This is a genomic window from Rhodovulum sp. MB263 (assembly GCF_002073975.1).
In the GTDB taxonomy this organism is placed as follows: domain Bacteria; phylum Pseudomonadota; class Alphaproteobacteria; order Rhodobacterales; family Rhodobacteraceae; genus Rhodovulum.
Genome location: NZ_CP020384.1, coordinates 771,132 through 793,232 on the forward strand (window position 1 = coordinate 771,132; position 22,101 = coordinate 793,232).

Genomic DNA, 22,101 nt, shown 5'->3' on the forward strand with positions numbered 1-22,101 from the left:
TATTATGCGGATCAGCCTGCGGCAATTGTCGGTGTTCCTGTCGGTGGCCCGGCATCAAAGCTATACCCGCGCCGCCGAAGAGCTGAACCTGACCCAGCCCGCCGTCTTCACCCAGGTCAAGCAGCTGGAGGACAGTCTGGGCGTCACGCTTCTGGACCGGATCGGCAAGCGGATGCAGCCGACGGATGCGGGCCGCGTGGTGGTCGACGGCGCGCGCGAGACGCTGGATGCGGTCGGGCGGATGGAGATGCGGCTGGCCGATATGCGGGGCCTGCGTGCGGGGCGGCTGACGCTGGCCATCGTCTCGACCGCGCAATATTTCCTGCCGCGCCTCCTGGGCCAGTTCTGCGACGCCAATCCCGGCATCGAAGTGGCACTGACGGTCACCAATCGCCAGGCGGTGCTGGCCCGGCTCGCCGCCCGCGAGGACGATCTGTGCATTCTCGGCACCCCGCCCGAGGGGCTCGACGTGGTGGCGACGGCCATTGCCGACAATCCGTTGGTCCTGATCGCGCGGCCCGACCATCCGCTGGCGGCCGAGCGCGGCATTCCGCCCGAGCGGGTCGCGCGCGAGCCGTTTCTTCTGCGCGAGCGCGGCTCGGGCACGCGGCTGGCGGTCGAACGCTTCTTCCGGGCGCGGGGGCTCACGCTGCCGATGCGGATGGAGCTGGGCTCGAACGAGGCGATCAAGCAGGCGGTGATCGGCGGGCTGGGGCTGGGGGCGCTGTCGCGCGACACGCTGGCGCTGGAAGGGGTGACGGGCGCGTTGACGGTGCTGGACGTGGCGGGCTTTCCGCTGCTGCGGCAATGGCAGGTGGCCTATCCGCGCGGCAAGCATCTCTCGGTCGTGGCCGAGGCCTTTCTCGACCATCTGGTCGCCCATGCCCGCCAGGCGGTCGAGACCGGGGCCGCGGGGCCGGCCGCTACCGCCTGAGGCTCCGGGCTGTCGCAGCCGGCTGGGTCGGGGCGGCTGGGTCGTGCCCGGCCGGGTCGGGGCCGGTTGCCTGGCGACTGCGCACAGCGCGTCATTGCGAAATGCGTGCGACGGAGGTAACGCTTGCGGAACGGGCGGCCCCGACCCAACCGGCTGCGGCCGCAGAGAGCAGAAAGAAGGATGTCAGGGATGATGCAGGTCTTCGCCTTGTATCTCGGCTTCTCGCTGGTTGTGCTGCTGGGCGCGGCCGAGCTCGAGCGCCGCGCCATCGTCGCCCGCAGGCTGGGGCCCAACGGCCGCGCGATGCTGGTGGCGCTGGCGGCATCGGCGCTGGGCGCGCTTGTCGTCGTGGTGATCTCGACCTTTGCCGAGGGCTGGATCTACATGCTGCACGTACTGGGCGGCGCGATCCTCTATCACGGCCTGATGGGCATCTTCCTGGTGCATGGCCTGCAGGAAGTCTCGGCCCGGGCCGCGGGCCACGACATCGGCTGAGCCTTCCCCGCGAGGACGGTCACGGCGGTCGGTCGGGGCGCCTGCCCATTGCGATCACGATTTCCCTGTCGGGCGCCTCGGCGCCGCGGCCCGGTTTTGCCGCCGCCACTCGTCAGTCACCCTGACCGCACCCGCTGCGCGGGTGGGAGGCGCTTCTTGACGGTCGAGACCCGGCCCCGAGCCCTCTCGGCGCAGTCCCCCCCCCGGAACCTTGCCAGAGCGCATCGGCTTTGGTAAATACCTGCCATCCCATCGCAGGAGATGCACCCGCCCATGGACATGACGCTCGCAGCCCGCTCCCTTTCGGTTTCCTTGCGAGAAGTCCTGTCCCATGCCTGCATCCGTTTCGCTCTCCGGCCTGTCCTGGTCGCGTCCTGACGGCACACCGCTCTTCACCGGTCTCGATCTCACCTTCGGCTGCGAGCGCTCTGGTCTCGTCGGCCTCAACGGTGCCGGGAAAAGCACTCTTCTGCGCGTGATCGCTGGGGCTGCGGCTCCGGCAGGCGGCCAGGTCGGCATCACCGGCTCGGTTGCCATGATGCGCCAGGAGGCTCTGCAGCATCCCGACGAGACCATCGCCGATCTTCTGGGCGCGCGTCAGGCCCTGAATGTGATCGACCGGGCCGAGCAGGGGCGGGCGAGCGCCGATGAGCTGGCCGCGGCGGACTGGACCTTGCCCGCCCGGATCGAGGCGGCGCTGGCCAAGGTCGGTCTCGCGGCCGGTCCGCGGACCCGGCTTGCCACGCTGTCGGGCGGGCAGCGCAGTCGGGCGGCGCTGGCCGCGCTGATCCTGGCAGAGCCCGATTTCCTGCTCATGGACGAGCCGACGAACAATCTCGACCGCACGGGGCGTCGTGCGGTGATCGAGCTGCTGCGCGGCTGGACCGGCGGAGCGATCGTCGCGAGTCACGATCGCGAGTTGCTGGAGGAGATGGATGCCATCGTCGAGCTGACCTCCCTCGGCGCGGCAAGATACGGGGGCAATTACATGGCCTTCCGCGAGCAGAAGGCCCGCGAGCGCGCCGCAGCGGCGCAGGACGCAGCCCATGCGGAGAAGACCCGGGCAGAGGTCGCGCGCCGCGCGCAGCAGGCCACCGAGCGCAAGGCCCGGAAGGACAGCGGCGGCCGCAAGTCACGGGCGAAGGGGGATCAGCCAAAGATCATGATGGATGCTGCCAGGGGCCGCGCGGAAGCCTCCGGCGGCGCGGGGGCGCGCCTCCGCGAGGCCCGGATGGATGCGGCCCAGGAGGCCCTCTCCGCCGCCCGCGAGAAGACCGAGCTGTTGACCCCGCTCCATATGGAGATCGCACCGAGCGGCCTGCCGGCCGGCAGGACCGTCCTGGTCATGGACCGCGTGACCGGCGGTCATGATGCGGCGGCTCCGGCGATCCGGGACTTTTCGCTTACCATCACCGGTCCCGAGCGCGTCGTGATCGCGGGACCGAATGGCAGCGGCAAGACCACCCTTCTCAAGCTCATCACCGGCGCGCTCACGCCGGTGGCGGGGCAGGCGCGTGTCTGTGTCCCCTGGGAACTTCTGGACCAGCATGTCGGGATGCTCGATCCGGACCGGACGCTGCTTGAGACCTTTCTCGATCTGAACCCTCAGGCCACGACGCAAACGGCCCACACCGCGCTGGCCCGGTTCGGGTTCCGCGCCAGGGATGCGCTGCGCCGCGCCGGGGGGCTGAGCGGCGGCGAAAAGCTGCGCGCGGGTCTTGCCTGCGTTCTCGGCGCGACGCCGCCGCCACAGCTTCTGCTTCTTGACGAGCCGACAAACCATCTCGATCTCGAGGGGATCGAGGCGCTGGAAGCGGCACTGGCCCGCTATGACGGCGCGGTGGTCGTGGTCAGCCACGACCGGGCCTTCCTGGGGTCGCTCCGAACGGACAGGGTCGTTTCGTTGAAAGGGTGATCGTTCCGTTCCGAAGGGGGCCCCTCCGGCTGCGGATCATGCCAGCCGGACATGACCCGTGAAGAAGGGGGCGTTTTCGGTGCCGCTCCGAAATCGGCCCGCGCCTTGGCAGTGCCGAAGGCCGGAAAGGGCAGAACCGCCGGCGCCCGGGCAGGGCGTCAGGCCGGCTCAGGCCACCGCTTCGACCTCGGGCAGTTTCAGCGCTGCCATCAGGTCGCGCAGCTCCTGGCGCGCGGCCACGTTCGAGATGTTGAGGCTGGTCACGCCGGTATCCTTCAGGTCCAGAAGGGTCAGGCCGTTCGGGAACAGCTCGCGGAAGATCACCCGTTCGGAAAAACCGGGCGCGACCCGGAACCCGATCCGGCGCGAGAGGTTTTCAAGCGCCTTGCCCATCTTGCGCTTGTTGTGCATCTGCTGCGCCCCCAGCCGGTTGCGAAGCACCACCCAGTCGATGGGTTTCAGCCCGGCCTGCGCCCGCATCTGCCGCGCGTTCCAGACCATTTCCGAATAGATCGAGGGGCCGAGGATCTTGCCGGTGCCGCCGTCATGCCGCGCCAGCAGGTCGAAATCGATGAAGCTGTCATTGAGCGGCGTGATCAGCGTATCGGCCAGCGTATGCGCCACCTGGCTGAGCCGCGTATGCGAGCCGGGGCAGTCGATCAGGATGAAGTCCTTCTCGCGTTCGAGCTCGGCGATGGCGGTGGACAGGCGTCGGTCATGCAGGTTCTCGCCCTCGTCGAGCTCGGCGGGGTCGATCTCGGGCAATTCGCGGAATTCGGCCGAGGGCAGGTCGACGCCGCTCTGGGCGATATAGGCCGAACGGTTGTCGAAGAAGCGGCCCAGCGAACGCTGCCGCACGTCGAGATCGAGCGCACCGACCCGGAACCCCTGACGGGCCAGCGCCGTGGCCACATGCATCGACACGGTGGATTTTCCCGCGCCGCCCTTTTCGTTGCCGACGACGATGATATGCGCCACTGCCAACCTCGCTTCCTGACCGGCCCCTCGCCGGAGAGACCCACGCTCACTTTAAGGTGAGGGGGGAGGGATTGGAAGCCGCTGCGGGGCCTTGAGGGAATGTCTTCAGGCAGCCTTCCAGCGATGCCCGGGGCCGAGATCGCGTCCTGTCGGGCCGGGATCGCGGCGGTCGTCCGATCGACAGTTCCGGGGTGGCTCGAAGCCAGGCATCCACGCGGTCGCGCCGCCCCGGCGGTCCCTGCGCTGCGGGCTGCGCGAAACGCGGAAAGAGGGGCGATCCCGGTCTCGCGCATGCGGGGGGCATGACCGGCGCGCGCGCGGATCGGGCGCCATTCGGAGTTTCTGCCGGGGGTTTGGCCTGTCCGGAGCGCTGTCGGTCTCGGAGACAGTTTCAGCAGCGATCTTTTGCGACGGGTTCTGGCCCGGCGGGGCAAACCTGCCTGGCGCGGCTGCAGCCTGAGCAAAATGGCGAAGCGAAGGGCCGTGTCGAGGATGGCGCGCCGCATAAGCGACGCGGGCGCGGCCGGTCTCTCCCAAGGCTCCGCAGCGGGACCGGTCCGCGCAGCAAGCTGCAGACGCTCTGCGGCAAAAGCCGGGACGGTGCGCCCGGTATCGCGCCGATGGGCCGATCCGGACGGATCACGGGGAGGGGTTCGAGGCTGGGGCGGGGCGGAGGTCCTGAAACGAAAACGCCGCCCCCGAGGGACGGCGTTCCGCGATGCGTTTCGCAGGGTGGCTCAGAAGCCGAGACCCTCGTATTTCTTCTTGAACTTCGACACGCGGCCGCCGGTATCCATCAGGCGCGAGCTGCCGCCGGTCCAGGCCGGGTGCACGCTGGGGTCGATGTCGAGCGACAGAGTGTCGCCTTCCTTGCCGTAGGTCGATTTCATGGTGATCATGGTGCCGTCGGTCAGCTTGACCTCGATGGCGTGGTAATCGGGGTGGATGTCCTTGCGCATAAGACCGCTCCTTACGCCTTGGGTTTGTAGTTGCTGTCTTCGGCAATCCGGGCCGATTTGCCCCGGCGCGAGCGCAGGTAGTAGAGCTTGGCCCGGCGGACGCGGCCGCGACGGACGACCTCGATCGTGTCGATATTGGTCGAGAACAGCGGGAACACCCGTTCCACACCCTCGCCGAAGGAGATCTTGCGCACGGTGAACGAGCCGGCGATGCCATGGCCGTTCTTGCGCGAGATGCACACGCCTTCGTAATTCTGCACCCGGGTGCGGGTGCCCTCGGTCACCTTGTAGCCCACCCGGACGGTGTCGCCCGGCTTGAAGTCGGGAATGGTCTTGCCGAGCGCGGCGATCTGCTCGGCCTCCAGTTGCGCGATCAGGTTCATCGCATGTCTCCGGTTTCGCTCGCGGTTTGGATCCGCGAAGTTTTCTTGCCGCCTCAGAGCTCTGTGCCTTCGTCCGGGTCCGCCTTCGTCCCATCCGGGGGCGCCCGCCAGAGATCAGGTTGCGTTTCCTGTTCGGTGATCCTTCCCCCGGCCCGGGCCGCGTCGAAGAAACGCGAGGCCAAAAAGAAAGGGTCCGGCCGACTCGCGAAAGCCCCGGACGGGCGGTGTATAGTCAAGGCAGGGGCGGCGATCAAGCTGTTTGCGGCCTGCGCTGCGCGGGACGATCTAGTCGGTCCTGCGCCGATAGGCGGCCCAGAGATCGGGGCGGCGGGCCTCGGTCAGGCGCTCGGCCATGTCGCGGCGCCAGCGCTCGATGGCACCGTGATTGCCCGACAGCAGCACCTCGGGAATGGCCCGGCCGCGCCAGTCGGCGGGGCGGGTATAGTGGGGATGCTCCAGCAGCCCGGCGGAATGGCTTTCCTCCTCGGTCGAGGCGGCATTGCCCAGCACCCCCGGCAACAGCCGCACGGTGGCGTCGATCATCGCCTCGGCCGCGATCTCGCCGCCGGTCAGGACGAAATCGCCCAAGGACACTTCCTCGACCGCGTATTCCTCGAGTACGCGCTCGTCGACCCCTTCGAACCGGCCGCAGAGCACGGTCAGGCCCTCGGCCGCGGCGAAGCGGCGGGCGGTGGCCTGGGTGAAGGGGGCCCCGCGCGGCGAGACATAGATCACCGGCCAGCGGCCGCGATCCCCGGGCGTGCCGAGCGCGGCCCGGTCGAAGGCCTTCGCCACCACATCGGCCCGCAGCACCATGCCGGCGCCGCCGCCCGCGGGGGTGTCATCGACATTGCGGTGCCGGCCCTCGCCGAAGGGGCGCAGGTCGATGGTTTCGAGCGCCCAGAGCCCCTGATCGAGCGCCTTGCCGGTCAGGGACAGACCGAGGATGCCGGGGAAGGCGTCGGGGAAAAGCGTGATGACCCGCGCGCTCCAGGCGCCCTTTAGGCGCGGCCGGTCGGACATCAGGTCGCCGGGGCGAAGGCTGGCCGAGATCGAAAGCCGCCCATGGGATTTGGGTCTGTCCGTCATGGGCGGTCTCTCTCGGGTTTTCCGGGGTGGCGGAGGGGTCAGGCCTTCGGGCCGGGCTTCATGCCAGCGGCGAGCGCCCCGGCACAGCCGATGGCCGAGACGATCAGCGGCACCAGAACCGGCAGGGCGACGATGCTGCCGCCGAAGGGCCAGGCGACGCCCAGGCCGATCAGGAAGGCGAGGTTGGTCCAGATCACCTGGTTGACGACGATCATCGGCAGGGCCTTGGTCAGGGTCTTGCCGTCCTCGGCGCGCTTCTGCCTGGCGGTGGGGTCGAACACGTTGGCGACGACCGCAAGGGCTGCGATCACGACGATGACCCAGGCATCGATTCCGGTGGCGCCGCCGAGGACGGCACCGAACAGGATCACGGCGTAAAAGATCTGGGGCAGGTTCATGGGCTTGACGCTCCTGGTCAGCGGATTGGGGTGAGGCTCAGGGGAACACCCCTTCGGGCGGATCCGCAATGAGACGCCCCGCCGCAAGATCGACGGTCGGTACGCAGGCATTGGTGAAGGGCAGAAGCACGGTCGAGGTCAGTCCCGGCCCCTGGATCTCGAGCAGATCGCCCGCGCCATGGTCATGGACGGCGCGCACCGTGCCCAGCACCTTGCCGCCCGGGTCGACCACGGTCAGCCCGATCAGGTCGGCGTGGTAGAATTCGTCATCGGGCAGCGAGGGCAGCCGGTCGCGGTCGGCATAAAGCCGAACGCCCTTCAGCGCATCGGCCTCTTCCTTGGTCTCGATCCCGGACATCCGTGCGGCAAAGCCCTCCTTGACCGCGCGGGTGATCCGCAGCCCGAAGCTGCGGCTGCCATCCTCGGTGTAAAGCGGCGCGTAATCGGCAATGGCCCCGGGATCGGCGCAGAAGCTTTTCAGCCGCACCTCGCCCCGGACCCCGAAAGCCCCGGAAATCGCGCCGACGCAGACCCTGTCGGTCATGTCCTATCGCTCCTCGACGATCAGGCCGGCGGCGCGGGTTTCCCAGCCGACCTCTTCCAGTTCGGGGTTGTCGCGTTCGACCTCGGGCCAGCCGAGGCAGAGATAGGCGACGAGGCTCCAGCCCTCGGGCGCGCCCAGATCGCGGGCAAGCCGGTCGGGGTCGAGCACCGAGACCCAGCCGAGCCCCAGCCCCTCGGCCCGCGCGGCAAGCCAGAACATCGAGATCGCGGCCACCACCGAATAGCGCCGCATCTCGGGCATGGTGGCGGCGCCGAGCCCCGCGCCCTGCGCCGTGGTCTCGTCGCAGAAGACGGCAAGCTGGACCGGGGCGCGATCCATGCCCGACAGCTTGAGCCGTGGGTAAAGCGCGGCCTTCTCGCCCTCATAGCCCTTGAGGGCCGCGGCATTGGCGGCCTCGAAATTGGCACGCGCGGCAGCGCGGGCGGCCGGGCTTTCGACCCGGATCAGCCGCCAGGGTTCCGACAGGCCCACGGACGGGGCCAGCCGGAACGCCGAAAGGCAGCGGTCGAGCAGCTCGGGCGCGACCGGATCGGTGCGGAAATGGCGCACGTCGCGCCGCCACCGCATCAGCTCGAAGAGCTCGTCGCGGAAGGCGGGCGCGAACCGGTCGGCCCGGGCTGCTGTCCCGGTGGCCATGGCTTATTCGGCCTCGTTGGCTTCAGCGGCCTTGGCGGCCTTTTCCTCGGCACGTTTCTTGGCCTTGTCGCCGGGCTCGCCCTTCTTGGGGTTGCTGCGCTCGGTCTTGGTCAGAACGCCGGCGGCTTCCAGCATCCGGGCAACGCGGTCGGTCGGCTGGGCGCCCTGGCTGATCCAGTGCTGCGCACGCTCGACATCCATCTTCACGCGCTCTTCGCTGTCCTTGGCCAGGAGCGGGTTGTAGACGCCCAGCTTCTCGATGAAGCGGCCGTCGCGGGGCATGCGGCTGTCGGTGACGACGATCCGGTAGAAGGGACGCTTTTTCGAGCCGCCGCGGGCGAGACGAAGTTTCAGAGCCATGTCAGTTTCTCCTGTTCGTTGGCTTGATCGGCAGGGGTCTGCCTATTTCTGGTGTTCGATATGGTGACGGATCACTTCCTGAATGATGAAGTTCAGGAATTTCTTGGCGAATTCCGGATCGAGATCGGCCTGGCGGGCCAGCTCCTCGAGCCGTGCGATCTGCTGGTCCTCGCGTGCCGGGTCCGAGGGCGGCAGGCCGTGGGTGGCCTTCAGCCGGCCCACCGACTGGGTGTGCTTGAAGCGCTCGCCCAGGGTGTAGACGAGGATGGCGTCGAGCCGGTCGATGCTGGCCCGGTGCTCCTTGAGAAGCTCGGCGGCACGGCTTGCGTCGTCAGTCAAGGGGCGCTCCTTTCGGCTGGCACGAGGGGTCGATATGGCCGGCCAGCTCGGCCTCGATCCGGGCGGAAAGAGGCGTTGCCCGAAGCTCGGCAGGCGGGGGATGGCGATAGACGATGTCATGGCTGTCGATGCTGGGGGCGCTGTCGTCGCGTCGCGCGCCCAGCCGGTCGCAGAGCCGGACCGAGCTGACATTCTTCGGGTCGATATAGCTTACGGCGGTGGTCCAGCCGAGCCGGTCATAGCACCAGCTGCGCGCGGCATGGACGGCCTCGAGCGCGATGCCCCGGCCCTCGATGCCGGGCCAGATCACCCAGGCGATCTCGCGTTCGGGCCAGCCCTTGGGATGCCAGCCGCCCGCCATGCCCAGCGTCGCGCCGGTCTCGCGGTCATGGATCATCCACATGCCGAAGCCGTGGATCTGCCAATGCCCGATCTCGGCGGCATAGAGCATCCAGGATTCGTATTCGCTGAGCGGCCCGCCCATGAACCGCGCGCGGAAGCTGGTGAAGGTCGCCTCGAAATTCGGATAATCCCCGGGGGCGGGGCCCTTGAGGACCAGCCGCCGGGTTTCCAGAACGGGGATCGCGGAATGGGCCATCAGCGGCAGGCCTCCGGCGCCGGGTGGCGGTAGACGCCGATGGCGCCATAGGTCTCGTGGCGGACCTCGCCCTCATGGACCGCGCCCAGCCTCTCGGCGACCCGGGCAGAGGCGGTGTTGGCGCGGTTGACCAGGCTGATCGCCGTGGGCCAGCCGAGCGTTTCATAGGCATAGCTGCGGGCGGCGCGGGCGGCCTCGGTGGCATAGCCCTTGCCCTCGAAGCCCTCGAACAGGTCCCAGGCGATCTCGGGTTCGGGCCAGCCCTCGGGGTTCCAGAGCCCGACCATGCCGACGGTCCGGTCGCTGGCCTTTTCGGTGACCATCCAGCGCCCGTAGCCGCGCAGCGCCCAATGGCCGATCTCGGCCGCAAGCTGGCGCCAGGTGCCCTCGGGGCTTTTCGGCCCGCCGACGAAGGCCGAGCGCTCCGAGGCATAGAAGGCGCGCAGCACCTCGAAGTCGCGCGGTTCGGGGCCGCGCAGGGTGAGGCGCGCCGTGCTCAGCGCGGGGATGACGGGCATCACGCTCATGCCGCGGCCTCGGGTCCCGGATGGCGGTAGACCACGCAGTCTTCCTCGAACGGGTGGGGGACAGAGGCATCGAGGCTGCAGCCCAGCCGTTCGGCCAGCGCGCGCGAGCGCTCATTGTCGCTGTCGATATAGCTGATCGCGGTGGTCCAGCCGAGCGTTTCATAGGCGAAGCGGCGGCAGGCCAGCGCGGCCTCGCGCGCCACGCCCTGACCCTCGGCTTCTGGATAGAGGATCCAGCCCAGTTCCGGTTCCGCCCAGCCTTCGGGGAAATGCGGCCCGATCACGCCGATGGCCGCGTCCGAGCCCTTCCGGGTGACGGTGAACATGCCATAGCCATTGAGCGCCCAATGGCCCCAGCGCGCGGCGAATTTCGTCCAGGCGTCGCGCCGCGAGAACGGCCCGCCGATATAGCGTGCCCGCGAGGATGTGGCGAAGGCGGCATGGGCGTCCCAGTCGGCCGCCCTGGGGCCGCGCAGGATCAGCCGCTCGGTCTCAATCTCTGGGCAGACGATCTCGATCTTCATGCCGGGGCCTCCGGGCACCGGTGGCGATAGACGAGATCGCCCGGATCGGGCCGGGGCGCGACCGGGTCAGGCATCGCACCAAGCCGTTCGGCCAGCGCGACAGAGCGGCGGTTTTCGGGCGAGACATAGCTGACCAGCGTGTCGAAGCCGAGCGCGCCGAAGGCGTGGTCGCGGGCCGCCTCGGCGGCCTCTGTGGCATAGCCTTGGCCCTCATGGCCGTCGAAGACCAGCCAGCCCAGCTCGCGTTCGGGGAAATGGTCGGGCCTGTTCAGCGCCACCTGTCCCACCGCCACGCCATCCTCGCGGCGCTCGACGCCCCAGGCGCCGAAGCCCAGCAGCCCCCATTGCCCGACATCGGCGGCAAAGAGCTGCCAGGCCTGCCGGCGCGACAGCGGCCCGCCCATGAAGCGCGCCCGCTCCGAGGCGAACAGCGCCGCATAGGGGCCGAAATCCTCGGTCCGGTGCGGGCGCAGCCTAAGCCGCGCGGTGTCTATGATCGGCGCCGCGGTCACGTCACTTCTTCTTGCCGAACCCGCCAAGCCCGCCGAGCCCCGGGGGCAGGCTCATGCCGCCGCCCATGCCGCCGGGCATCCCGCCCGGCAGGCCTGCGCCCATCTTGCGCGCGGCCTCTTCCATCTGGGCCTGGTCCATATTGGCCATGTCGGGCATGCCGCCCTTGCCGAACATGCCGCCCAGAGCCTTTTTCAGCATGGCGCGGCCGCCTTTCTGGCCCAGCTTCTTCATCATGTCCGACATCTGCCGGTGCATCTTGAGAAGCTTGTTCAGTTCCGGCACCTCGAGCCCCGCGCCCGCCGCGATCCGCTTCTTGCGGCTGGCCTGCAAAAGCTGCGGATTGGCGCGTTCCCTCTTGGTCATCGAGTTGATCAGCGCGATCTGGCGGCGCAGCACGGAATCGTCGAAACCGGCCTCGGCGGCCTGTTTCTGCATCTTGCCCATGCCGGGCATCATCCCCATGATGCTTTCCATCCCGCCCATCCTGAGCATCTGTTCCAGCTGCATCTTCAGGTCGTTCATGTTGAACTGACCCTTCTGCATGCGCTTCATCATCCGCTCGGCCTGCTCGGCCTCGATGGTGGCCTGCGCCTTCTCGACGAGGCTGACGATGTCGCCCATGCCGAGGATGCGGCCCGCGATCCGTTCCGGGTGGAATTCCTCGATCGCGTCGAGCTTCTCGCCCAGACCGACATATTTGATCGGCTTGCCGGTGACCGCGCGCATCGACAGCGCCGCGCCGCCGCGGCCGTCGCCATCCATCCGGGTCAGCACGACGCCGGTGATGCCGATCCGCTCGTCGAAATTCTCGGCGGTGTGGACGGCGTCCTGACCGGTCAGGCCGTCGACCACCAGCAGCGTCTCGCGCGGCGTGGCGACATCGCGGACGGCCTCGACCTCGGCCATCAGTTCTTCGTCGATGGACAGGCGCCCGGCGGTGTCCAGCATGTAGACGTCATAGCCGCCCATCGCCGCCTGCTGCTTGGCGCGCTTGGCGATGTCGACGGGTTTCTGCCCCTTGACGATGGGCAGGGTGTCGACGCCGATCTGGACGCCGAGAACGGCTAGCTGTTCCATCGCGGCCGGACGGTTCACGTCGAGCGAGGCCATCAGCACGCGCTTGCCGTTGATCTCTTTCAGGCGCTTCGCGAGCTTGGCGGTGGTGGTGGTCTTGCCGCCGCCCTGCAGGCCGACCATCAGGATCGGCGCGGGCGGGTTGTCTATCTTCATGTAGCCGGGCTCGCCCTCGCCGGTCAGCACATCGACCAGCGCGTCATGGACGATCTTGACGACCTGCTGGCCCGGGGTGACCGACTTGGTCACCTCCTGGCCGGTGGCCTTCTCCTGCACCGACTTGACGAAATCGCGCGCCACCGGCAGCGACACGTCGGCCTCCAGAAGCGCGACGCGGACCTCGCGGAGCGCGGTCGCGACATCCTCTTCGCTCAGCGCCCCTTGCCGGGTCAGCCGGTCGAATACGCCGGAAAGGCGGTCGGAAAGACTTTCGAACATGGCCCTGGCCCTCCTTCGACCGTTCTGCCTGTCCCGACAGTCTGGCCGGGATGGCGCGATTTGTCAGCGCGTCGCAATGCGCCAAACGCGATTTGCCCCCGTGGGCGAAACCTCGCTGACGGGGGGCGATCCCGGCGACACGCCGGGACCGGACGGAGTTGCACCGACCGGAATTGCGCCCGCTTAAGCCATGAAAGGCGTCCGGAGTCAAGTCGGGGCCGGGCCGGTCGCCGGTGTCGGGCATTTCGACAAGTTGGGCCTTGCTTCGGCTCTGGCAATTGCCCAGCATCCGCGGGAGTTGTGAATTTTTGCACAGGTGAAGCCTTCGTCATGGACGTCGACAACTGGGATGAGATCCGCACCGCCTATCACGTGGCGCGTCGGGGCACGGTGAGCGGTGCGGCCGAGGCGCTCGGGGTGCATCATGCGACCGTGATCCGCCATGTCGATGCGCTGGAGGACAGGCTGGGGGTCAAGCTCTTCCAGCGCCATGCCCGCGGCTATACCCCGACCGAGGCGGGCGAGGAGCTGTTGCGGGTGGCCCAGGTCACGGCCGATCAGTTCAGCCAGCTTGCCGGACGGCTGCGCGGCCGCGGCGCGGCTATGACCGGCGAGCTGACGGTGACCACGGTCGACAGCCTGACGCCGCTGCTGGTGCCGGTTCTGTCGGGCTTTCAGGCCGAACATCCCGAGCTGACCCTGCGCCTTATGGCCGATTCCCGGCTTTATCGTCTGGAATATGGCGAGGCCCATGTCGCGGTCCGGGCCGGATCGCAGCCCGACGAGCCCGACAATATCGTGCAGAGGCTCTATACCCTTCGCTACGCCCTTTACGCCAATGCCGCCTATGTCGCCGCGCATGGCCGGCTGGGCGAGGATGTCGGTGCGCATTTCTATGTCGGCCCGTCCGACGAGGATCACCGGGCGCCTTTCAACCGCTGGCTCAAGGCCAATGTCCCGGCCCGGCGGGTGGGCTTTCGCGCCTCCGACGCGCGGGCGCAGGTCGAGGCGGTGGCGGCGGGGGCCGGGATCGGCTTCGTGCCGGTCTGGTGGGCCGAGCGGCTGCCCGGGCTCGAGCAGATGCATCCGCCCCTGGCCGAATGGGACGTGCCGCTCTGGCTGGTGACCCATGTCGACCTGCACCGCACCGCCAAGGTCCAGTCGCTGACCACGCGGCTGAAGGAGGCGGCGAAGGAATGGCCCTGAGATGGCCCTGGGTCTGGGCGCGGTCCCGCGCGGCGAGGCGCTCGGGGCCATCTGGCGATGCTGGGCTTTTCGGTGCTGGTGGCAGGCGCGTTCAGCTTCGGCAGCCTGATTGTCAATGATATCGATCCGGTGGCGCTGACGGCGCTGCGTTTCCTTCTGGCCGGGGCGGTGATCGGGGCTGCGGCTGCAGCAGTTCCGCGCGGCCTGACGCTTTCTGGTGCAGGGCGGGATCTTCGCGCTCTATTTCCTGTTGATGTTCGAGGGGCTGAAGACCGCGGCGCCGGTCTCGACGGCGGTGGTGACCTTGCCCCCGGACCCCGGACTGGGAGTTACATTCGTCGGTCCTGAATATCACGCTGGGAGCGCGCGCTGGGTCTCTGACGGTCGTCCCGTCGGTATGAGCGCGGCAATGGCGTTGAGGATAGCGCACAGGATCCCGGCCACGAGCTCTCTCAGGTGAGCGGCATGAATTCCGCGAGGCTGAACAGGCCTTCATCGGTCAGGCCAGATCCCGCCAATAGCTTGGTCATGGCATTTCGGAGGGTGGGGCCATCGGTTTCGGGCGTCATGGCCAAAATCTCGACAGGACGCAGTCGCCGCGTCAGGGTGGGATCGTGGTTGATGAACTCGCGTCCTTCCAAGGTCCCGGTCAGGATAAAGTCCGCTGGCCACGCAGTCGATGCTGACCATCCAGGCCAGCGGGCCATCGGTAAGCCGACTGTCCCGGGTTTCTTCGCCGCTTTCCAGCACATCCCCCTGCTGCGACAGCACCATGAGCCCCGCCGCTCCGGCCGCTCCGGCGCCTTGCCATCGCGCGACGCCCACGCCGAACCACGTGCGATGGGCAATCTCCTGCCACGCGCCCGTGCGCAGATCGAATTCCACGACATGGGTGCTCGAGGAAAACGGCCGGTTCGGGCTGTAGCTTCCGTCTGAATTCGCCAGAGCCGCGAACCTGTGCCGGTCCAGCGCCGCACCCCGATAGAAGGTTTTGTGGTCCATGTCTGCGTATTTAGCCATCACGTTAATCAGATGGAGAGCAGGAGCGATTTCGTTCAAGTGGCAAGATCAAGACGCACGTGACTTTTCAGGTCCTCAGGCGGCGTCCGCTGCTTTCTCTGCCAACCGATCGTTTTCTGTCCGGCCTCTTCCGTTCCTTCCCGCGTTGCACGGAACCCGCCACCCGGCATCAGCAGCAGGCATTCGAACGCCGTGACTTCGATGTTCGAGAAATAGCAGTCGGGGCCCTTCACGAAAGGGGGCTCTCCATTGAGCTGCTGTAACTGCCGCAGGGCAGGCAGCGGATCAACTCCGAAAAAAGGCTTGCCGCCGATGCGCGAGACCTTCTACGAGACTGTCGAGGCCCTCCAGGCCGATCTCAACGCCTGGCTCGTCCACTACAACACCGAGCGCCCGCATCTGGGTTACCGAAACATGGGGCGACGTCCCATCGAAACCGTAATGTCATTCGTTAGCCAAGAAGGTTAAGTGTACAATTTGTCCACATAACCTTCCTTCCATGCTGTTTTGGGAAAGGAGGACCCTGCCATGGATGGAACACCGAAAGCGACGAAACCCAAGGCTCGTGACGCGAAGACCAAGGTCGCGCAAACCCGCATGAGCGTTCTGGAACTGCCCGCTTTGCCATTTCCTCAATCTGGATCGGTCGAAAATCCCACTGGTCGACGCCGACATTTATGCTGTTTCGCGAGCCTGCCCATTGGTCGTGGACGTGGCCGAACAGCTGCAGGGCGCCTCTGCGTGCGCCGTTCCAAGTGATCATCGGATAGTGGCAAAGGACGAGGCTATGATCTCCGTCCTGGATCTCGGCCATGTACTCGGTGCTCGCCCATGGGAGAGAGATGACCGCTTCATCGTCGTGGTTGCCGATGATCAGATGCTTACGGCCGGGGAGGCTGTGAAACCAGCTCTCGAACTGTGCCGTATCATCAGCGCGGCCAAAGGCGAAATCTCCTAAAATCCAGAGGTCATCATCGTGCGCGACGCAGGCCTGGAAGTTGGCGATCAGGGCTGCGTTCATCTCCGCGGTTGAGGCGAAGGGGCGCTTGCAGAAGTCGATGATGCGGTGGTGGCCGAAGTGCAGGTCGGCCGAATACCAGTTGGCCATACCCATGCCCTCCGTGTTCGTCAGACCTCAGTTTAGGGACGAGATCATACGCGCGCAAATGTCTGTCAGTTCAGAGGGATTCTGGACGGTGAGACATTCGGAATGTCAGCAGATGCCAGTCTTGCCCGAGCAAGATGCCAAGTAGAACCGGATAGGTTCCAATCTTCGGCGAACGTCACAAATAGACGAAATTGGCTGGGGCGGTAGGATTCGAACCTACGGTGCGCGGTACCAAAAACCGGTGCCTTACCACTTGGCTACGCCCCAACGTGGAGGCGTAGATACGGGATGCCCGGACCGGCTTCAAGCCCAATTTGACGAAAAAATGCGTCCGGGCATCCTTTGCTCAGATCGACAGAGGATGGGCCTTGGCGAGCCGGTCGAAAGCCATCAGGGTCGCGATCAGATCCGGCATCTGGTCGAGCGGAATCATGTTCGGTCCGTCGGAGGGCGCACTGTCGGGGGCCTCGTGAGTCTCGATGAAGACCGCCGCCACGCCAAGGGACACGGCCGCGCGGGCCAGCACCGGGGCGAATTCGCGCTGCCCGCCGCTCGAGCCGCCTTGGCCGCCCGGCTGCTGCACCGCATGGGTCGCATCCATCACCACCGGATAACCGAGTCGCGTCATGATCGGCAGGCTGCGCATGTCGGTGACGAGGGTGTTGTAGCCGAAGGACACGCCGCGCTCGGTCAGAAGGATCCGCCGGTTGCCGGTCGATTCGATCTTGGCCACGGCATTGGCCATGTCCCAGGGGGCAAGGAACTGGCCCTTCTTCACATTGACCGCAGCGCCGGTCTCGCCCGCGGCCAGCAGAAGATCGGTCTGGCGGCACAGAAAGGCCGGGATCTGCAACACGTCGACGGCCTCTGCGGCGGGGGCGCATTGCTCGGGGCTGTGAACATCGGTCAGGACCGGCACGTCGAGCTGGCGGCGCAGCTCGGCCAGCACCTCGAGCCCCTTGTCGATGCCGAGGCCGCGTCGTCCCGACAGTGAGGTGCGGTTGGCCTTGTCGAAGCTGGCCTTGAAGACGTAGCCCGCCCCGGCTGCGGCGCAGGCGTCCTTCATGGCGCGGCCGATCATCAGGGCGTGGTCCAGGCTTTCCAGCTGGCAGGGGCCCGCGATCACCGTCAGGGGCCGGGTATTTCCGACGGGCAGGCCGCCGATCTCGATATGTTTCATGTCAGGCCGATACTCGTTCGCAAAGGATGGAAGCGGTTTGCTGGATCATGGGGGAAATGCCGCCGAAGATCAAAAGGGCAAGCGCGGTATTTTCGATGCCGTGCGGATCGGCCGCCTCCCGGGGGGCGGCCGGCGGTTGTCGGGCCAGCTCTGGCGATCTTCGGACTGTCGATCCGTGGCGGGGCAGGGGGGCTGCCGCCTGTCATCGTCTCTTTCGCGGGGGTGGAGCCCCCGGGCCCGGAGGTCATGCGCAGCCTTCGGCTGCTCTTCCCGTCCTCGCCTGCCTGTCCCGCAGTCCGCGCGGGAGGGTGAGATCTCTGCGCGTTCCGGTGCTGCCGAAAGGCCCGCCCCTGTCGGGCCGGCTCAGGGGCGGACAAGGGCGCCGCCGCGCTGTCCTGCCGATAACGTCAGCCAATGCCGTATGACCGGCTCTGGGGCCATGCATCCGGGCGGTGTCCTGCTGTCCGATCCATCGGCCGCAGGCAGGTTCAGCTCTGCTTGCGAACCCGCATCAGCTTGCCCGCGCCGATGGCGATCAGGGCCGCGACAAAGCTGAACAGCGCGCCCATCTTGGCGGCTTCCTGCACGTCGATCCCGTCGAGGGTGACGCCCGAACTGAACGCGACCGAGGCGATGAAGAGCGACACGGTGAAGCCGATGGCCGCGACGCAGCCCACGACCAGCAGATCGGCGGTGCGCATGCCCTGCGGCAGGCCAAGCCTGAACGGCCGCGCCGCCAGCCAGCCGAACAGCAACACGCCCACCGGCTTGCCGATCAGCAGCCCGGCCAGCACCAGCCAGGTCGGCACGCCGATCGACGAGAACTCGACCCCGGCATTGCAGAGCCCGAAAAAGAACAGGACGATCTCGACCGGCACCTTCAGATTGTGCTCGATATGGTTCAGCAGGTCAGTGAGATACTGCTCGGCCTCCGAGAAGATGCCGAAGGCGCGGTCGGCATGCGGGATCGCGGGCACCACCGGCAACAGCCCCAGCGCCGGGTGCAGACCCGCCTCCTGAAAGCCGAACCAGCTTGCGGCGCCCGCCAGAGCATAGGGCCAGAAGCCCAGATAGCGGCGGGTCCAGCTTGAACAGGGCCGCATCTGACGGCCGCGATCCATCCGACGCGGCAGCCAGTTGAACAGCACGAAGACCGCAAGCGCCGCCCCGCCCGACAGCAGCAGCCACAGGGGCTGCAGATCGCCCGAAGGGTAGAATATCGCCAGGATGATCAGCCCGGCCGCATCGTCGGCAATGGCCAGAAGCAGCAGGAAACGTACAGCGGGATGCCCGGCGCCGAAGACGATCCGCCCGACCAGATAGGAAAAGGCGATATCGGTCGCGGTCGGGATCGCCCAGCCGCGATGGACCGCGTCGAATGTCGAGGAACCGAGGATCGCCGCAAGCCCGAGATAGACGGCGATCGGGCCGAGCATGCCGCCCAGCGTGGCGAAAAGCGGCGTCGCCGCCTTGCGCCCGCGAAGCGAGCCGTTGCGCAGGATGATCGCTTCCCAGACCTCCTTGGCCGCGATGGCGAAGAAGAAGGCCATCAGCAGGTCATTGACGAGGTAATGCACGGTCAGCGTCCGGCTGACATGGCCGTCGACCTCATGCGCATGACCGATGAAGAAGTCGTCGATCAGGACGTATTCGACAAAATCATGGTAGGAATTCGGATGAAGGTTGACCCAGAACAGCGCCGTGACGGCACCCCCGATCAGCAACAGCGAATAGGCAGTCACGAAATTCCAGACTCGGTACATTCCCCCGCCGTTCCCCTCTCTCGCTCCGTTGAAGGTGGCATAATCGAAGCCGGAGACAGGGGCAACCGGGCCGGCGGTCATTTGGCCGCCCCGAAATACGCCGACCCGGTCTGTGCTCGCCCGCGGGAGGCGGGATGCCCGATCCGCAGGCCCTCGCCTGAGGCAGCGAATTGCCCGAGACCGCGAATTGCCGGGCCGCCGGTTATGCCCTAGGTCGGTGCCATGACCACCGCCCCCGACCTTCTGCGCAGCCGCATCGCGGCCTGTCGGCTCTGTGCCGGGCGCTTCGCCGCAACGGCAACGGGCCACGCGCCGCGCCCGGTTCCCTGGTTCGGCCCGGCGCCGCGCATCCTTGTCTGCGGTCAGGCGCCGGGATTGCGCGTGCACAAGGCCGGGCGGCCGTTCTGCGATCCGTCGGGCGACCGGCTCCGGGGCTGGATGGAGATCGGCGACGAGACCTTCTACGACCTCTCCCGGGTCTCGGTGCTGCCGATGGCCTTCTGTTTTCCGGGCTATGACGACGCGGGGGCCGATCTGCCGCCGCCGGCGCTCTGCGCCGAAACCTGGCACCGGGCGGTTCTCGCGGCACTCGGCCCGGTGCCGCTGACCCTGCTGATCGGCGGCTATGCCCAGCGCTGGCATCTCGGCGCCGCGGCCCGGCCGGGCGTGACTGCCACCGTTCGGGACTGGCGCGCCCATGCGCCGCAAGTCTTCCCCTTGCCACATCCGTCCTGGCGCAATAGCGCCTGGCTCAAACGCAATCCCTGGTTCGAGGCCGAGCTCCTGCCCGTCCTCCGCCAGCGCGTCGCAGAGGTTCTCGCATGACCGCCGAAATGTCCCCCGCGGCTCCGCAGCCCCTTTCCCCGCTCGACCGCGCCCATGCTGCAATGACTGCTGCGCCCGACGATCCGGCGCTGCGGCTGGCCTATTACGGCCGTCTCGCCGCCACCGAACTGGTGCTGCTGCTCGAGTGCGAGGCCGGCGACGACCGGATCGCACCCTCGGTCTTCGATCTCGATGAGGGCCGCGTCGTTCTGGCCTTCGCCGACGAAGGTCGGCTGACCGATTTCACCGGTGCGCCCTCACCCTATGCCGCGATGCCGGGCCGGAAGCTGGCGGCGATGCTGAGCGCCGAGGGCCTGGGGCTCGGCATCGATCTTGGCGGCGAGACGGCCGAACTCCTGCCGCCCCAAGCCGTTGCCTGGTGGGCCGATATGCTGACCGCGACGCCCGAGACGCTTGATCTCGCCCCCGAGGCGCTGACACCGCCGGGCGATCTGCCCGCCCCGCTCCTCGCCGCGCTCGATAACTGCCTTGCGGGCATGGGCGGGCTGGCCGCCTGCGCCTGGCTCGCGGGGCTCCGGCATCCGGACGGGGCCAGCTCTCTGCTGCTCGCCTTCCTCGATCCGGCCAAGGGGGCCGAACCCGCGCTGGCGCGCGCGGTCTCCGAGGCGGTCCGCTTCAGCGGGCTCGAGACCGGTGCGCTGGATCTGGCTTTCTTCCCCGTCAGCGCGCCGATGGCCACGCGTCTCGCCCGGCTGGGCCTCCGGATCGAGCTGCCCGCGCCAGAGCCCGCAACCGAAATCCCGCTGACCGATCCCGACGCGCCGCCGCGGCTGCGCTAAAGCACCCGTCCTTTAACCTGCTACATGTCCGGCAGCCTTGAAGTCGTTCCAGCACTCTTGCGGTGAGAAGAGGTCACAGATGGACGCCTCCGGAAACCTTGGATGCGCGCGTGCTCTCGTGATTCACTGATCTCGTAGCTGGGAGTTGAGCATGGCTTGCCGACAACGGCATGGTGAGCGAGATCCATCGCAAGAAACCCCGCGCTCGACCGATGTCGAAGAGGACGTCGCGGGCCAACGGTCGAAAGCCTGTTGTTCGCTCGAAGGTGGAGCACGTCTTCGGCCACCAGAAGGACCGAATGGGACTGTTCATCCGAACGATCGGGTTCGAGCGGGCAAAGGCAGCAATCACCTTGGCGAACATGGTCTACAACATGGGCCGATTGCGCTGGCTGCTCGGCCGAGCAGCGACCTCCTGACCCGGAAGTCCAGCGGAGACAATCCACGTCAAACGGTAGCTCCGCCCTGACGAGTCCCAAATGCCCGTCTCAGCATTCCAGATCACCGTTCGGAGAGGTTATCGGAGGTGTCCAGATTTCTGTAAGTGCTTGAAACATATCAGTGACGTTTCGTGCGCCCATCCTGCGCAGCTGTGCTTGAATTTGGAGAATGCCATCTCGGTAGGGTTCAGCTCGGGGCTGGAAGGCGGCAGGAACCAGCATCCGGCTTTGGCGGCGGCGACATTCTTGTGCGTGGCAAGGTTGTCCGGGATGACAACGGTGTCTGGTTCCAGTTCCGGGACCGGAACCTGCTCGACGCAGGCTGCAAGGGCTTCGCCATCCATCGCCCCCTTGATGACCGAAGGTGCAATCGGCGCGTCGGTGCTGAGGCCCGCGATGAAGATCTGCGTCCCCATGATCCGAAGGGCGCATCCATCACCAGCCGCTCGCCCCGCTGTGACCGGCCACGCTGCCGGGTCAGGTTTGTCTTGACGGAGGTTTCATCAATGAAGACAACACGATCAGGTTGGGCCGAGACGGCTGGCAGGCGGTGCTCGATCCAATCGTTGCGCTGATTTCTTACCCTTGCGTGGCGTCGCTCGGTCGCGACCAACGTATTTCTTTGTACGTGACGCCAAGCTTGCGCAGGAACCGGCCAATCGTATCCGGGTGAGCCTGAACGCCGGTGGCATCCGCCAGCGCAGCAGCCAGTTCGGGCATGGTCATGTCGCCATCCTGATCGATCAGAAAGGTGCGATACGGATCAAGCTTGCCCTTGCCGCGGGGACGGCCCTGCGGCGCAATTCTGGCCTGTCCAGTTTGCCGGATCGCCAGGCCCCACCGCGCCCCTGTGGCGGACGAAAGCTTCAAACGCAACGCCGCAGCGCGCCCGCTTAACCCTTCTTCAATCAATCTCTGAAACTGCGCCCGCAGCGCATTCGGCAAAGGTGATGACATGAGCCATCCTCCCAAGCAGGATGAATCACAGATCAGCGCTCATGGGAATCCCCGGCGTTTCAGGCTTTGGGTCGGCC

General features: G+C 67.2%; 29 protein-coding genes, 1 tRNA gene and 1 pseudogene. 9 read left to right on the forward strand and 22 right to left on the reverse strand.

From position 1 onward, the window contains the following. The first annotated feature begins 4 nt into the window (after positions 1–4). The 3 genes from B5V46_RS03695 (at position 5) to B5V46_RS03705 (ending at position 3,344) form a co-directional block, all read left to right on the forward strand. A complete protein-coding gene (locus tag B5V46_RS03695; RefSeq protein WP_080615327.1) occupies positions 5–934 on the forward strand; it encodes a LysR family transcriptional regulator in 930 nt (309 codons plus the stop codon). A 189-nt stretch (positions 935–1,123) separates the two neighbouring features. Next, complete coding sequence (locus B5V46_RS03700) at positions 1,124–1,429, forward strand: hypothetical protein (RefSeq protein ID WP_080615328.1); 306 nt, start codon at positions 1,124–1,126, stop codon at positions 1,427–1,429. A gap of 331 nt (positions 1,430–1,760) precedes the next feature. Beyond that, positions 1,761–3,344 (forward strand): ABC-F family ATP-binding cassette domain-containing protein, encoded by a 1,584-nt coding sequence (locus tag B5V46_RS03705; RefSeq protein WP_080615329.1) that lies wholly within the window; start codon positions 1,761–1,763, stop codon positions 3,342–3,344. Positions 3,345–3,512: 168 nt separating this feature from the next. Here B5V46_RS03705 and B5V46_RS03710 read toward each other — a convergent pair whose 3' ends face one another. The 14 genes from B5V46_RS03710 to ffh form a co-directional block, all read right to left on the reverse strand. Next, a complete protein-coding gene (locus tag B5V46_RS03710; protein WP_080615330.1) occupies positions 3,513–4,322 on the reverse strand; it encodes a division plane positioning ATPase MipZ in 810 nt (269 codons plus the stop codon). Positions 4,323–5,059: 737 nt separating this feature from the next. After that, entirely contained in the window at positions 5,060–5,281 is a 222-nt protein-coding gene (gene rpmE, locus B5V46_RS03715) for a 50S ribosomal protein L31 (protein WP_080615331.1), read from the reverse strand. An 11-nt stretch (positions 5,282–5,292) separates the two neighbouring features. Beyond that, on the reverse strand, positions 5,293–5,664 hold the full coding sequence (gene rplS, locus B5V46_RS03720; protein ID WP_080615332.1) for a 50S ribosomal protein L19: 372 nt from the start codon (positions 5,662–5,664) through the stop codon (positions 5,293–5,295). A gap of 285 nt (positions 5,665–5,949) precedes the next feature. After that, positions 5,950–6,753 (reverse strand): tRNA (guanosine(37)-N1)-methyltransferase TrmD, encoded by an 804-nt coding sequence (gene trmD, locus B5V46_RS03725; protein ID WP_080615333.1) that lies wholly within the window; start codon positions 6,751–6,753, stop codon positions 5,950–5,952. 38 nt (positions 6,754–6,791) lie between these two features. Beyond that, positions 6,792–7,151: a hypothetical protein gene (locus B5V46_RS03730; RefSeq protein WP_080615334.1), complete on the reverse strand. Its 360-nt coding sequence runs from the start codon at positions 7,149–7,151 to the stop codon at positions 6,792–6,794. A 37-nt stretch (positions 7,152–7,188) separates the two neighbouring features. Beyond that, positions 7,189–7,695, reverse strand: coding sequence for a ribosome maturation factor RimM (gene rimM / locus B5V46_RS03735; RefSeq protein ID WP_080615335.1), 507 nt, complete (start codon positions 7,693–7,695; stop codon positions 7,189–7,191). 3 nt (positions 7,696–7,698) lie between these two features. Beyond that, a complete protein-coding gene (gene bluB, locus B5V46_RS03740; RefSeq protein ID WP_080615336.1) occupies positions 7,699–8,352 on the reverse strand; it encodes a 5,6-dimethylbenzimidazole synthase in 654 nt (217 codons plus the stop codon). A gap of 3 nt (positions 8,353–8,355) precedes the next feature. Further along, positions 8,356–8,712 carry a 30S ribosomal protein S16 gene (gene rpsP / locus B5V46_RS03745; RefSeq protein WP_080615337.1) on the reverse strand — a complete coding sequence of 119 codons (357 nt, stop codon included), beginning with the start codon at positions 8,710–8,712 and terminating at the stop codon, positions 8,356–8,358. Positions 8,713–8,754: 42 nt separating this feature from the next. Further along, on the reverse strand, positions 8,755–9,051 hold the full coding sequence (locus B5V46_RS03750) for a chorismate mutase (RefSeq protein WP_080615338.1): 297 nt from the start codon (positions 9,049–9,051) through the stop codon (positions 8,755–8,757). Further along, positions 9,044–9,649: a GNAT family N-acetyltransferase gene (locus B5V46_RS03755; protein ID WP_080615339.1), complete on the reverse strand. Its 606-nt coding sequence runs from the start codon at positions 9,647–9,649 to the stop codon at positions 9,044–9,046. The genes B5V46_RS03750 and B5V46_RS03755 overlap by 8 nt, the downstream gene beginning before the upstream one ends. After that, a complete protein-coding gene (locus B5V46_RS03760) occupies positions 9,649–10,176 on the reverse strand; it encodes a GNAT family N-acetyltransferase (protein ID WP_369822809.1) in 528 nt (175 codons plus the stop codon). Before B5V46_RS03760 ends, B5V46_RS03755 begins: the two co-directional genes overlap by 1 nt. Then, positions 10,173–10,700, reverse strand: coding sequence for a GNAT family N-acetyltransferase (locus B5V46_RS03765; protein ID WP_080615341.1), 528 nt, complete (start codon positions 10,698–10,700; stop codon positions 10,173–10,175). Before B5V46_RS03765 ends, B5V46_RS03760 begins: the two co-directional genes overlap by 4 nt. Next, positions 10,697–11,212 carry a GNAT family N-acetyltransferase gene (locus tag B5V46_RS03770; protein WP_080615343.1) on the reverse strand — a complete coding sequence of 172 codons (516 nt, stop codon included), beginning with the start codon at positions 11,210–11,212 and terminating at the stop codon, positions 10,697–10,699. The genes B5V46_RS03765 and B5V46_RS03770 overlap by 4 nt, the downstream gene beginning before the upstream one ends. Position 11,213: 1 nt before the next feature. Beyond that, positions 11,214–12,725, reverse strand: coding sequence for a signal recognition particle protein (ffh, locus tag B5V46_RS03775; RefSeq protein ID WP_080615344.1), 1,512 nt, complete (start codon positions 12,723–12,725; stop codon positions 11,214–11,216). Between the two features lie 330 nt (positions 12,726–13,055). Between ffh and B5V46_RS03780 the strand changes: the two genes are divergently transcribed. Continuing rightward, positions 13,056–13,931 carry a LysR family transcriptional regulator gene (locus B5V46_RS03780; RefSeq protein WP_080615345.1) on the forward strand — a complete coding sequence of 292 codons (876 nt, stop codon included), beginning with the start codon at positions 13,056–13,058 and terminating at the stop codon, positions 13,929–13,931. Positions 13,932–13,988: 57 nt separating this feature from the next. Continuing rightward, positions 13,989–14,279: a hypothetical protein gene (locus B5V46_RS19565; protein ID WP_155773927.1), complete on the forward strand. Its 291-nt coding sequence runs from the start codon at positions 13,989–13,991 to the stop codon at positions 14,277–14,279. Positions 14,280–14,383: 104 nt separating this feature from the next. Here the strand turns inward: B5V46_RS19565 and B5V46_RS03790 are convergent, their stop codons facing one another. Both B5V46_RS03790 and B5V46_RS19570 read right to left on the reverse strand, forming a co-directional pair. Next, a complete protein-coding gene (locus B5V46_RS03790; protein WP_080615347.1) occupies positions 14,384–14,572 on the reverse strand; it encodes a hypothetical protein in 189 nt (62 codons plus the stop codon). Between the two features lie 414 nt (positions 14,573–14,986). Further along, positions 14,987–15,184: a hypothetical protein gene (locus B5V46_RS19570; RefSeq protein ID WP_155773928.1), complete on the reverse strand. Its 198-nt coding sequence runs from the start codon at positions 15,182–15,184 to the stop codon at positions 14,987–14,989. A gap of 79 nt (positions 15,185–15,263) precedes the next feature. Here B5V46_RS19570 and B5V46_RS19575 point away from each other — a divergent pair. After that, positions 15,264–15,419 (forward strand): annotated as a pseudogene (locus tag B5V46_RS19575) (integrase core domain-containing protein); the annotation flags it as partial. On the opposite strand, the gene B5V46_RS03795 reads toward B5V46_RS19575, so the two are convergent. The 4 genes from B5V46_RS03795 to B5V46_RS03810 all read right to left on the reverse strand — a co-directional run bounded on the left by B5V46_RS03795 (position 15,403) and on the right by B5V46_RS03810 (position 19,002). Continuing rightward, positions 15,403–16,065, reverse strand: a complete 663-nt coding sequence (locus B5V46_RS03795) for a metallophosphoesterase (protein WP_231119216.1) — start codon at positions 16,063–16,065, stop codon at positions 15,403–15,405. The pseudogene B5V46_RS19575 and the gene B5V46_RS03795 sit on opposite strands and share 17 nt — an antisense overlap. A 186-nt stretch (positions 16,066–16,251) precedes the next feature. Then, a tRNA-Gln gene (locus B5V46_RS03800) sits at positions 16,252–16,326 on the reverse strand. A gap of 79 nt (positions 16,327–16,405) precedes the next feature. Beyond that, complete coding sequence (kdsA, locus tag B5V46_RS03805; RefSeq protein ID WP_080615348.1) at positions 16,406–17,239, reverse strand: 3-deoxy-8-phosphooctulonate synthase; 834 nt, start codon at positions 17,237–17,239, stop codon at positions 16,406–16,408. 488 nt (positions 17,240–17,727) lie between these two features. Continuing rightward, positions 17,728–19,002, reverse strand: a complete 1,275-nt coding sequence (locus B5V46_RS03810; protein WP_080615349.1) for a Na+/H+ antiporter NhaA — start codon at positions 19,000–19,002, stop codon at positions 17,728–17,730. 222 nt (positions 19,003–19,224) lie between these two features. Here B5V46_RS03810 and B5V46_RS03815 point away from each other — a divergent pair, with 222 nt between their 5' ends. The 3 genes from B5V46_RS03815 (at position 19,225) to B5V46_RS03825 (ending at position 21,046) form a co-directional block, all read left to right on the forward strand. Beyond that, positions 19,225–19,827 carry a uracil-DNA glycosylase family protein gene (locus B5V46_RS03815; protein WP_080615350.1) on the forward strand — a complete coding sequence of 201 codons (603 nt, stop codon included), beginning with the start codon at positions 19,225–19,227 and terminating at the stop codon, positions 19,825–19,827. A gap of 8 nt (positions 19,828–19,835) precedes the next feature. Beyond that, positions 19,836–20,627, forward strand: coding sequence for an SseB family protein (locus B5V46_RS03820; RefSeq protein ID WP_080617938.1), 792 nt, complete (start codon positions 19,836–19,838; stop codon positions 20,625–20,627). Positions 20,628–20,797: 170 nt separating this feature from the next. Then, complete coding sequence (locus B5V46_RS03825; RefSeq protein WP_155773929.1) at positions 20,798–21,046, forward strand: hypothetical protein; 249 nt, start codon at positions 20,798–20,800, stop codon at positions 21,044–21,046. 98 nt (positions 21,047–21,144) lie between these two features. Here B5V46_RS03825 and B5V46_RS03830 read toward each other — a convergent pair whose 3' ends face one another. Both B5V46_RS03830 and B5V46_RS03835 read right to left on the reverse strand, forming a co-directional pair. After that, positions 21,145–21,483: a transposase gene (locus tag B5V46_RS03830; RefSeq protein WP_080615352.1), complete on the reverse strand. Its 339-nt coding sequence runs from the start codon at positions 21,481–21,483 to the stop codon at positions 21,145–21,147. Between the two features lie 163 nt (positions 21,484–21,646). Next, positions 21,647–22,024, reverse strand: a complete 378-nt coding sequence (locus tag B5V46_RS03835) for a helix-turn-helix domain-containing protein (protein ID WP_080615354.1) — start codon at positions 22,022–22,024, stop codon at positions 21,647–21,649. Positions 22,025–22,101 lie beyond the last annotated feature (77 nt).

What these genes read in the sequence shown, in the direction of transcription:
- B5V46_RS03835 (WP_080615354.1), bottom strand. Translation starts at nt 22,024, where the DNA reads ATGTCATCACCTTTGCCGAATGCGCTGCGGGCGCAGTTTCAGAGATTG.
- B5V46_RS03695 (WP_080615327.1), top strand. Translation starts at nt 5, where the DNA reads ATGCGGATCAGCCTGCGGCAATTGTCGGTGTTCCTGTCGGTGGCCCGG.
- B5V46_RS03760 (WP_369822809.1), bottom strand. Translation starts at nt 10,176, where the DNA reads ATGAGCGTGATGCCCGTCATCCCCGCGCTGAGCACGGCGCGCCTCACC.
- ffh (WP_080615344.1), bottom strand. Translation starts at nt 12,725, where the DNA reads ATGTTCGAAAGTCTTTCCGACCGCCTTTCCGGCGTATTCGACCGGCTG.
- B5V46_RS03815 (WP_080615350.1), top strand. Translation starts at nt 19,225, where the DNA reads ATGACCACCGCCCCCGACCTTCTGCGCAGCCGCATCGCGGCCTGTCGG.
- B5V46_RS03765 (WP_080615341.1), bottom strand. Translation starts at nt 10,700, where the DNA reads ATGAAGATCGAGATCGTCTGCCCAGAGATTGAGACCGAGCGGCTGATC.
- B5V46_RS03830 (WP_080615352.1), bottom strand. Translation starts at nt 21,483, where the DNA reads ATGGGGACGCAGATCTTCATCGCGGGCCTCAGCACCGACGCGCCGATT.
- rpmE (WP_080615331.1), bottom strand. Translation starts at nt 5,281, where the DNA reads ATGCGCAAGGACATCCACCCCGATTACCACGCCATCGAGGTCAAGCTG.
- B5V46_RS03795 (WP_231119216.1), bottom strand. Translation starts at nt 16,065, where the DNA reads ATGGGTATGGCCAACTGGTATTCGGCCGACCTGCACTTCGGCCACCAC.
- B5V46_RS03825 (WP_155773929.1), top strand. Translation starts at nt 20,798, where the DNA reads ATGGTGAGCGAGATCCATCGCAAGAAACCCCGCGCTCGACCGATGTCG.
- B5V46_RS03755 (WP_080615339.1), bottom strand. Translation starts at nt 9,649, where the DNA reads ATGGCCCATTCCGCGATCCCCGTTCTGGAAACCCGGCGGCTGGTCCTC.
- rimM (WP_080615335.1), bottom strand. Translation starts at nt 7,695, where the DNA reads ATGACCGACAGGGTCTGCGTCGGCGCGATTTCCGGGGCTTTCGGGGTC.
- B5V46_RS03705 (WP_080615329.1), top strand. Translation starts at nt 1,761, where the DNA reads ATGCCTGCATCCGTTTCGCTCTCCGGCCTGTCCTGGTCGCGTCCTGAC.
- rplS (WP_080615332.1), bottom strand. Translation starts at nt 5,664, where the DNA reads ATGAACCTGATCGCGCAACTGGAGGCCGAGCAGATCGCCGCGCTCGGC.
- kdsA (WP_080615348.1), bottom strand. Translation starts at nt 17,239, where the DNA reads ATGAAACATATCGAGATCGGCGGCCTGCCCGTCGGAAATACCCGGCCC.
- rpsP (WP_080615337.1), bottom strand. Translation starts at nt 8,712, where the DNA reads ATGGCTCTGAAACTTCGTCTCGCCCGCGGCGGCTCGAAAAAGCGTCCC.
- B5V46_RS19565 (WP_155773927.1), top strand. Translation starts at nt 13,989, where the DNA reads ATGCTGGGCTTTTCGGTGCTGGTGGCAGGCGCGTTCAGCTTCGGCAGC.
- bluB (WP_080615336.1), bottom strand. Translation starts at nt 8,352, where the DNA reads ATGGCCACCGGGACAGCAGCCCGGGCCGACCGGTTCGCGCCCGCCTTC.
- trmD (WP_080615333.1), bottom strand. Translation starts at nt 6,753, where the DNA reads ATGACGGACAGACCCAAATCCCATGGGCGGCTTTCGATCTCGGCCAGC.
- B5V46_RS03810 (WP_080615349.1), bottom strand. Translation starts at nt 19,002, where the DNA reads ATGTACCGAGTCTGGAATTTCGTGACTGCCTATTCGCTGTTGCTGATC.
- B5V46_RS03730 (WP_080615334.1), bottom strand. Translation starts at nt 7,151, where the DNA reads ATGAACCTGCCCCAGATCTTTTACGCCGTGATCCTGTTCGGTGCCGTC.
- B5V46_RS03700 (WP_080615328.1), top strand. Translation starts at nt 1,124, where the DNA reads ATGATGCAGGTCTTCGCCTTGTATCTCGGCTTCTCGCTGGTTGTGCTG.
- B5V46_RS03820 (WP_080617938.1), top strand. Translation starts at nt 19,836, where the DNA reads ATGTCCCCCGCGGCTCCGCAGCCCCTTTCCCCGCTCGACCGCGCCCAT.
- B5V46_RS03780 (WP_080615345.1), top strand. Translation starts at nt 13,056, where the DNA reads ATGGACGTCGACAACTGGGATGAGATCCGCACCGCCTATCACGTGGCG.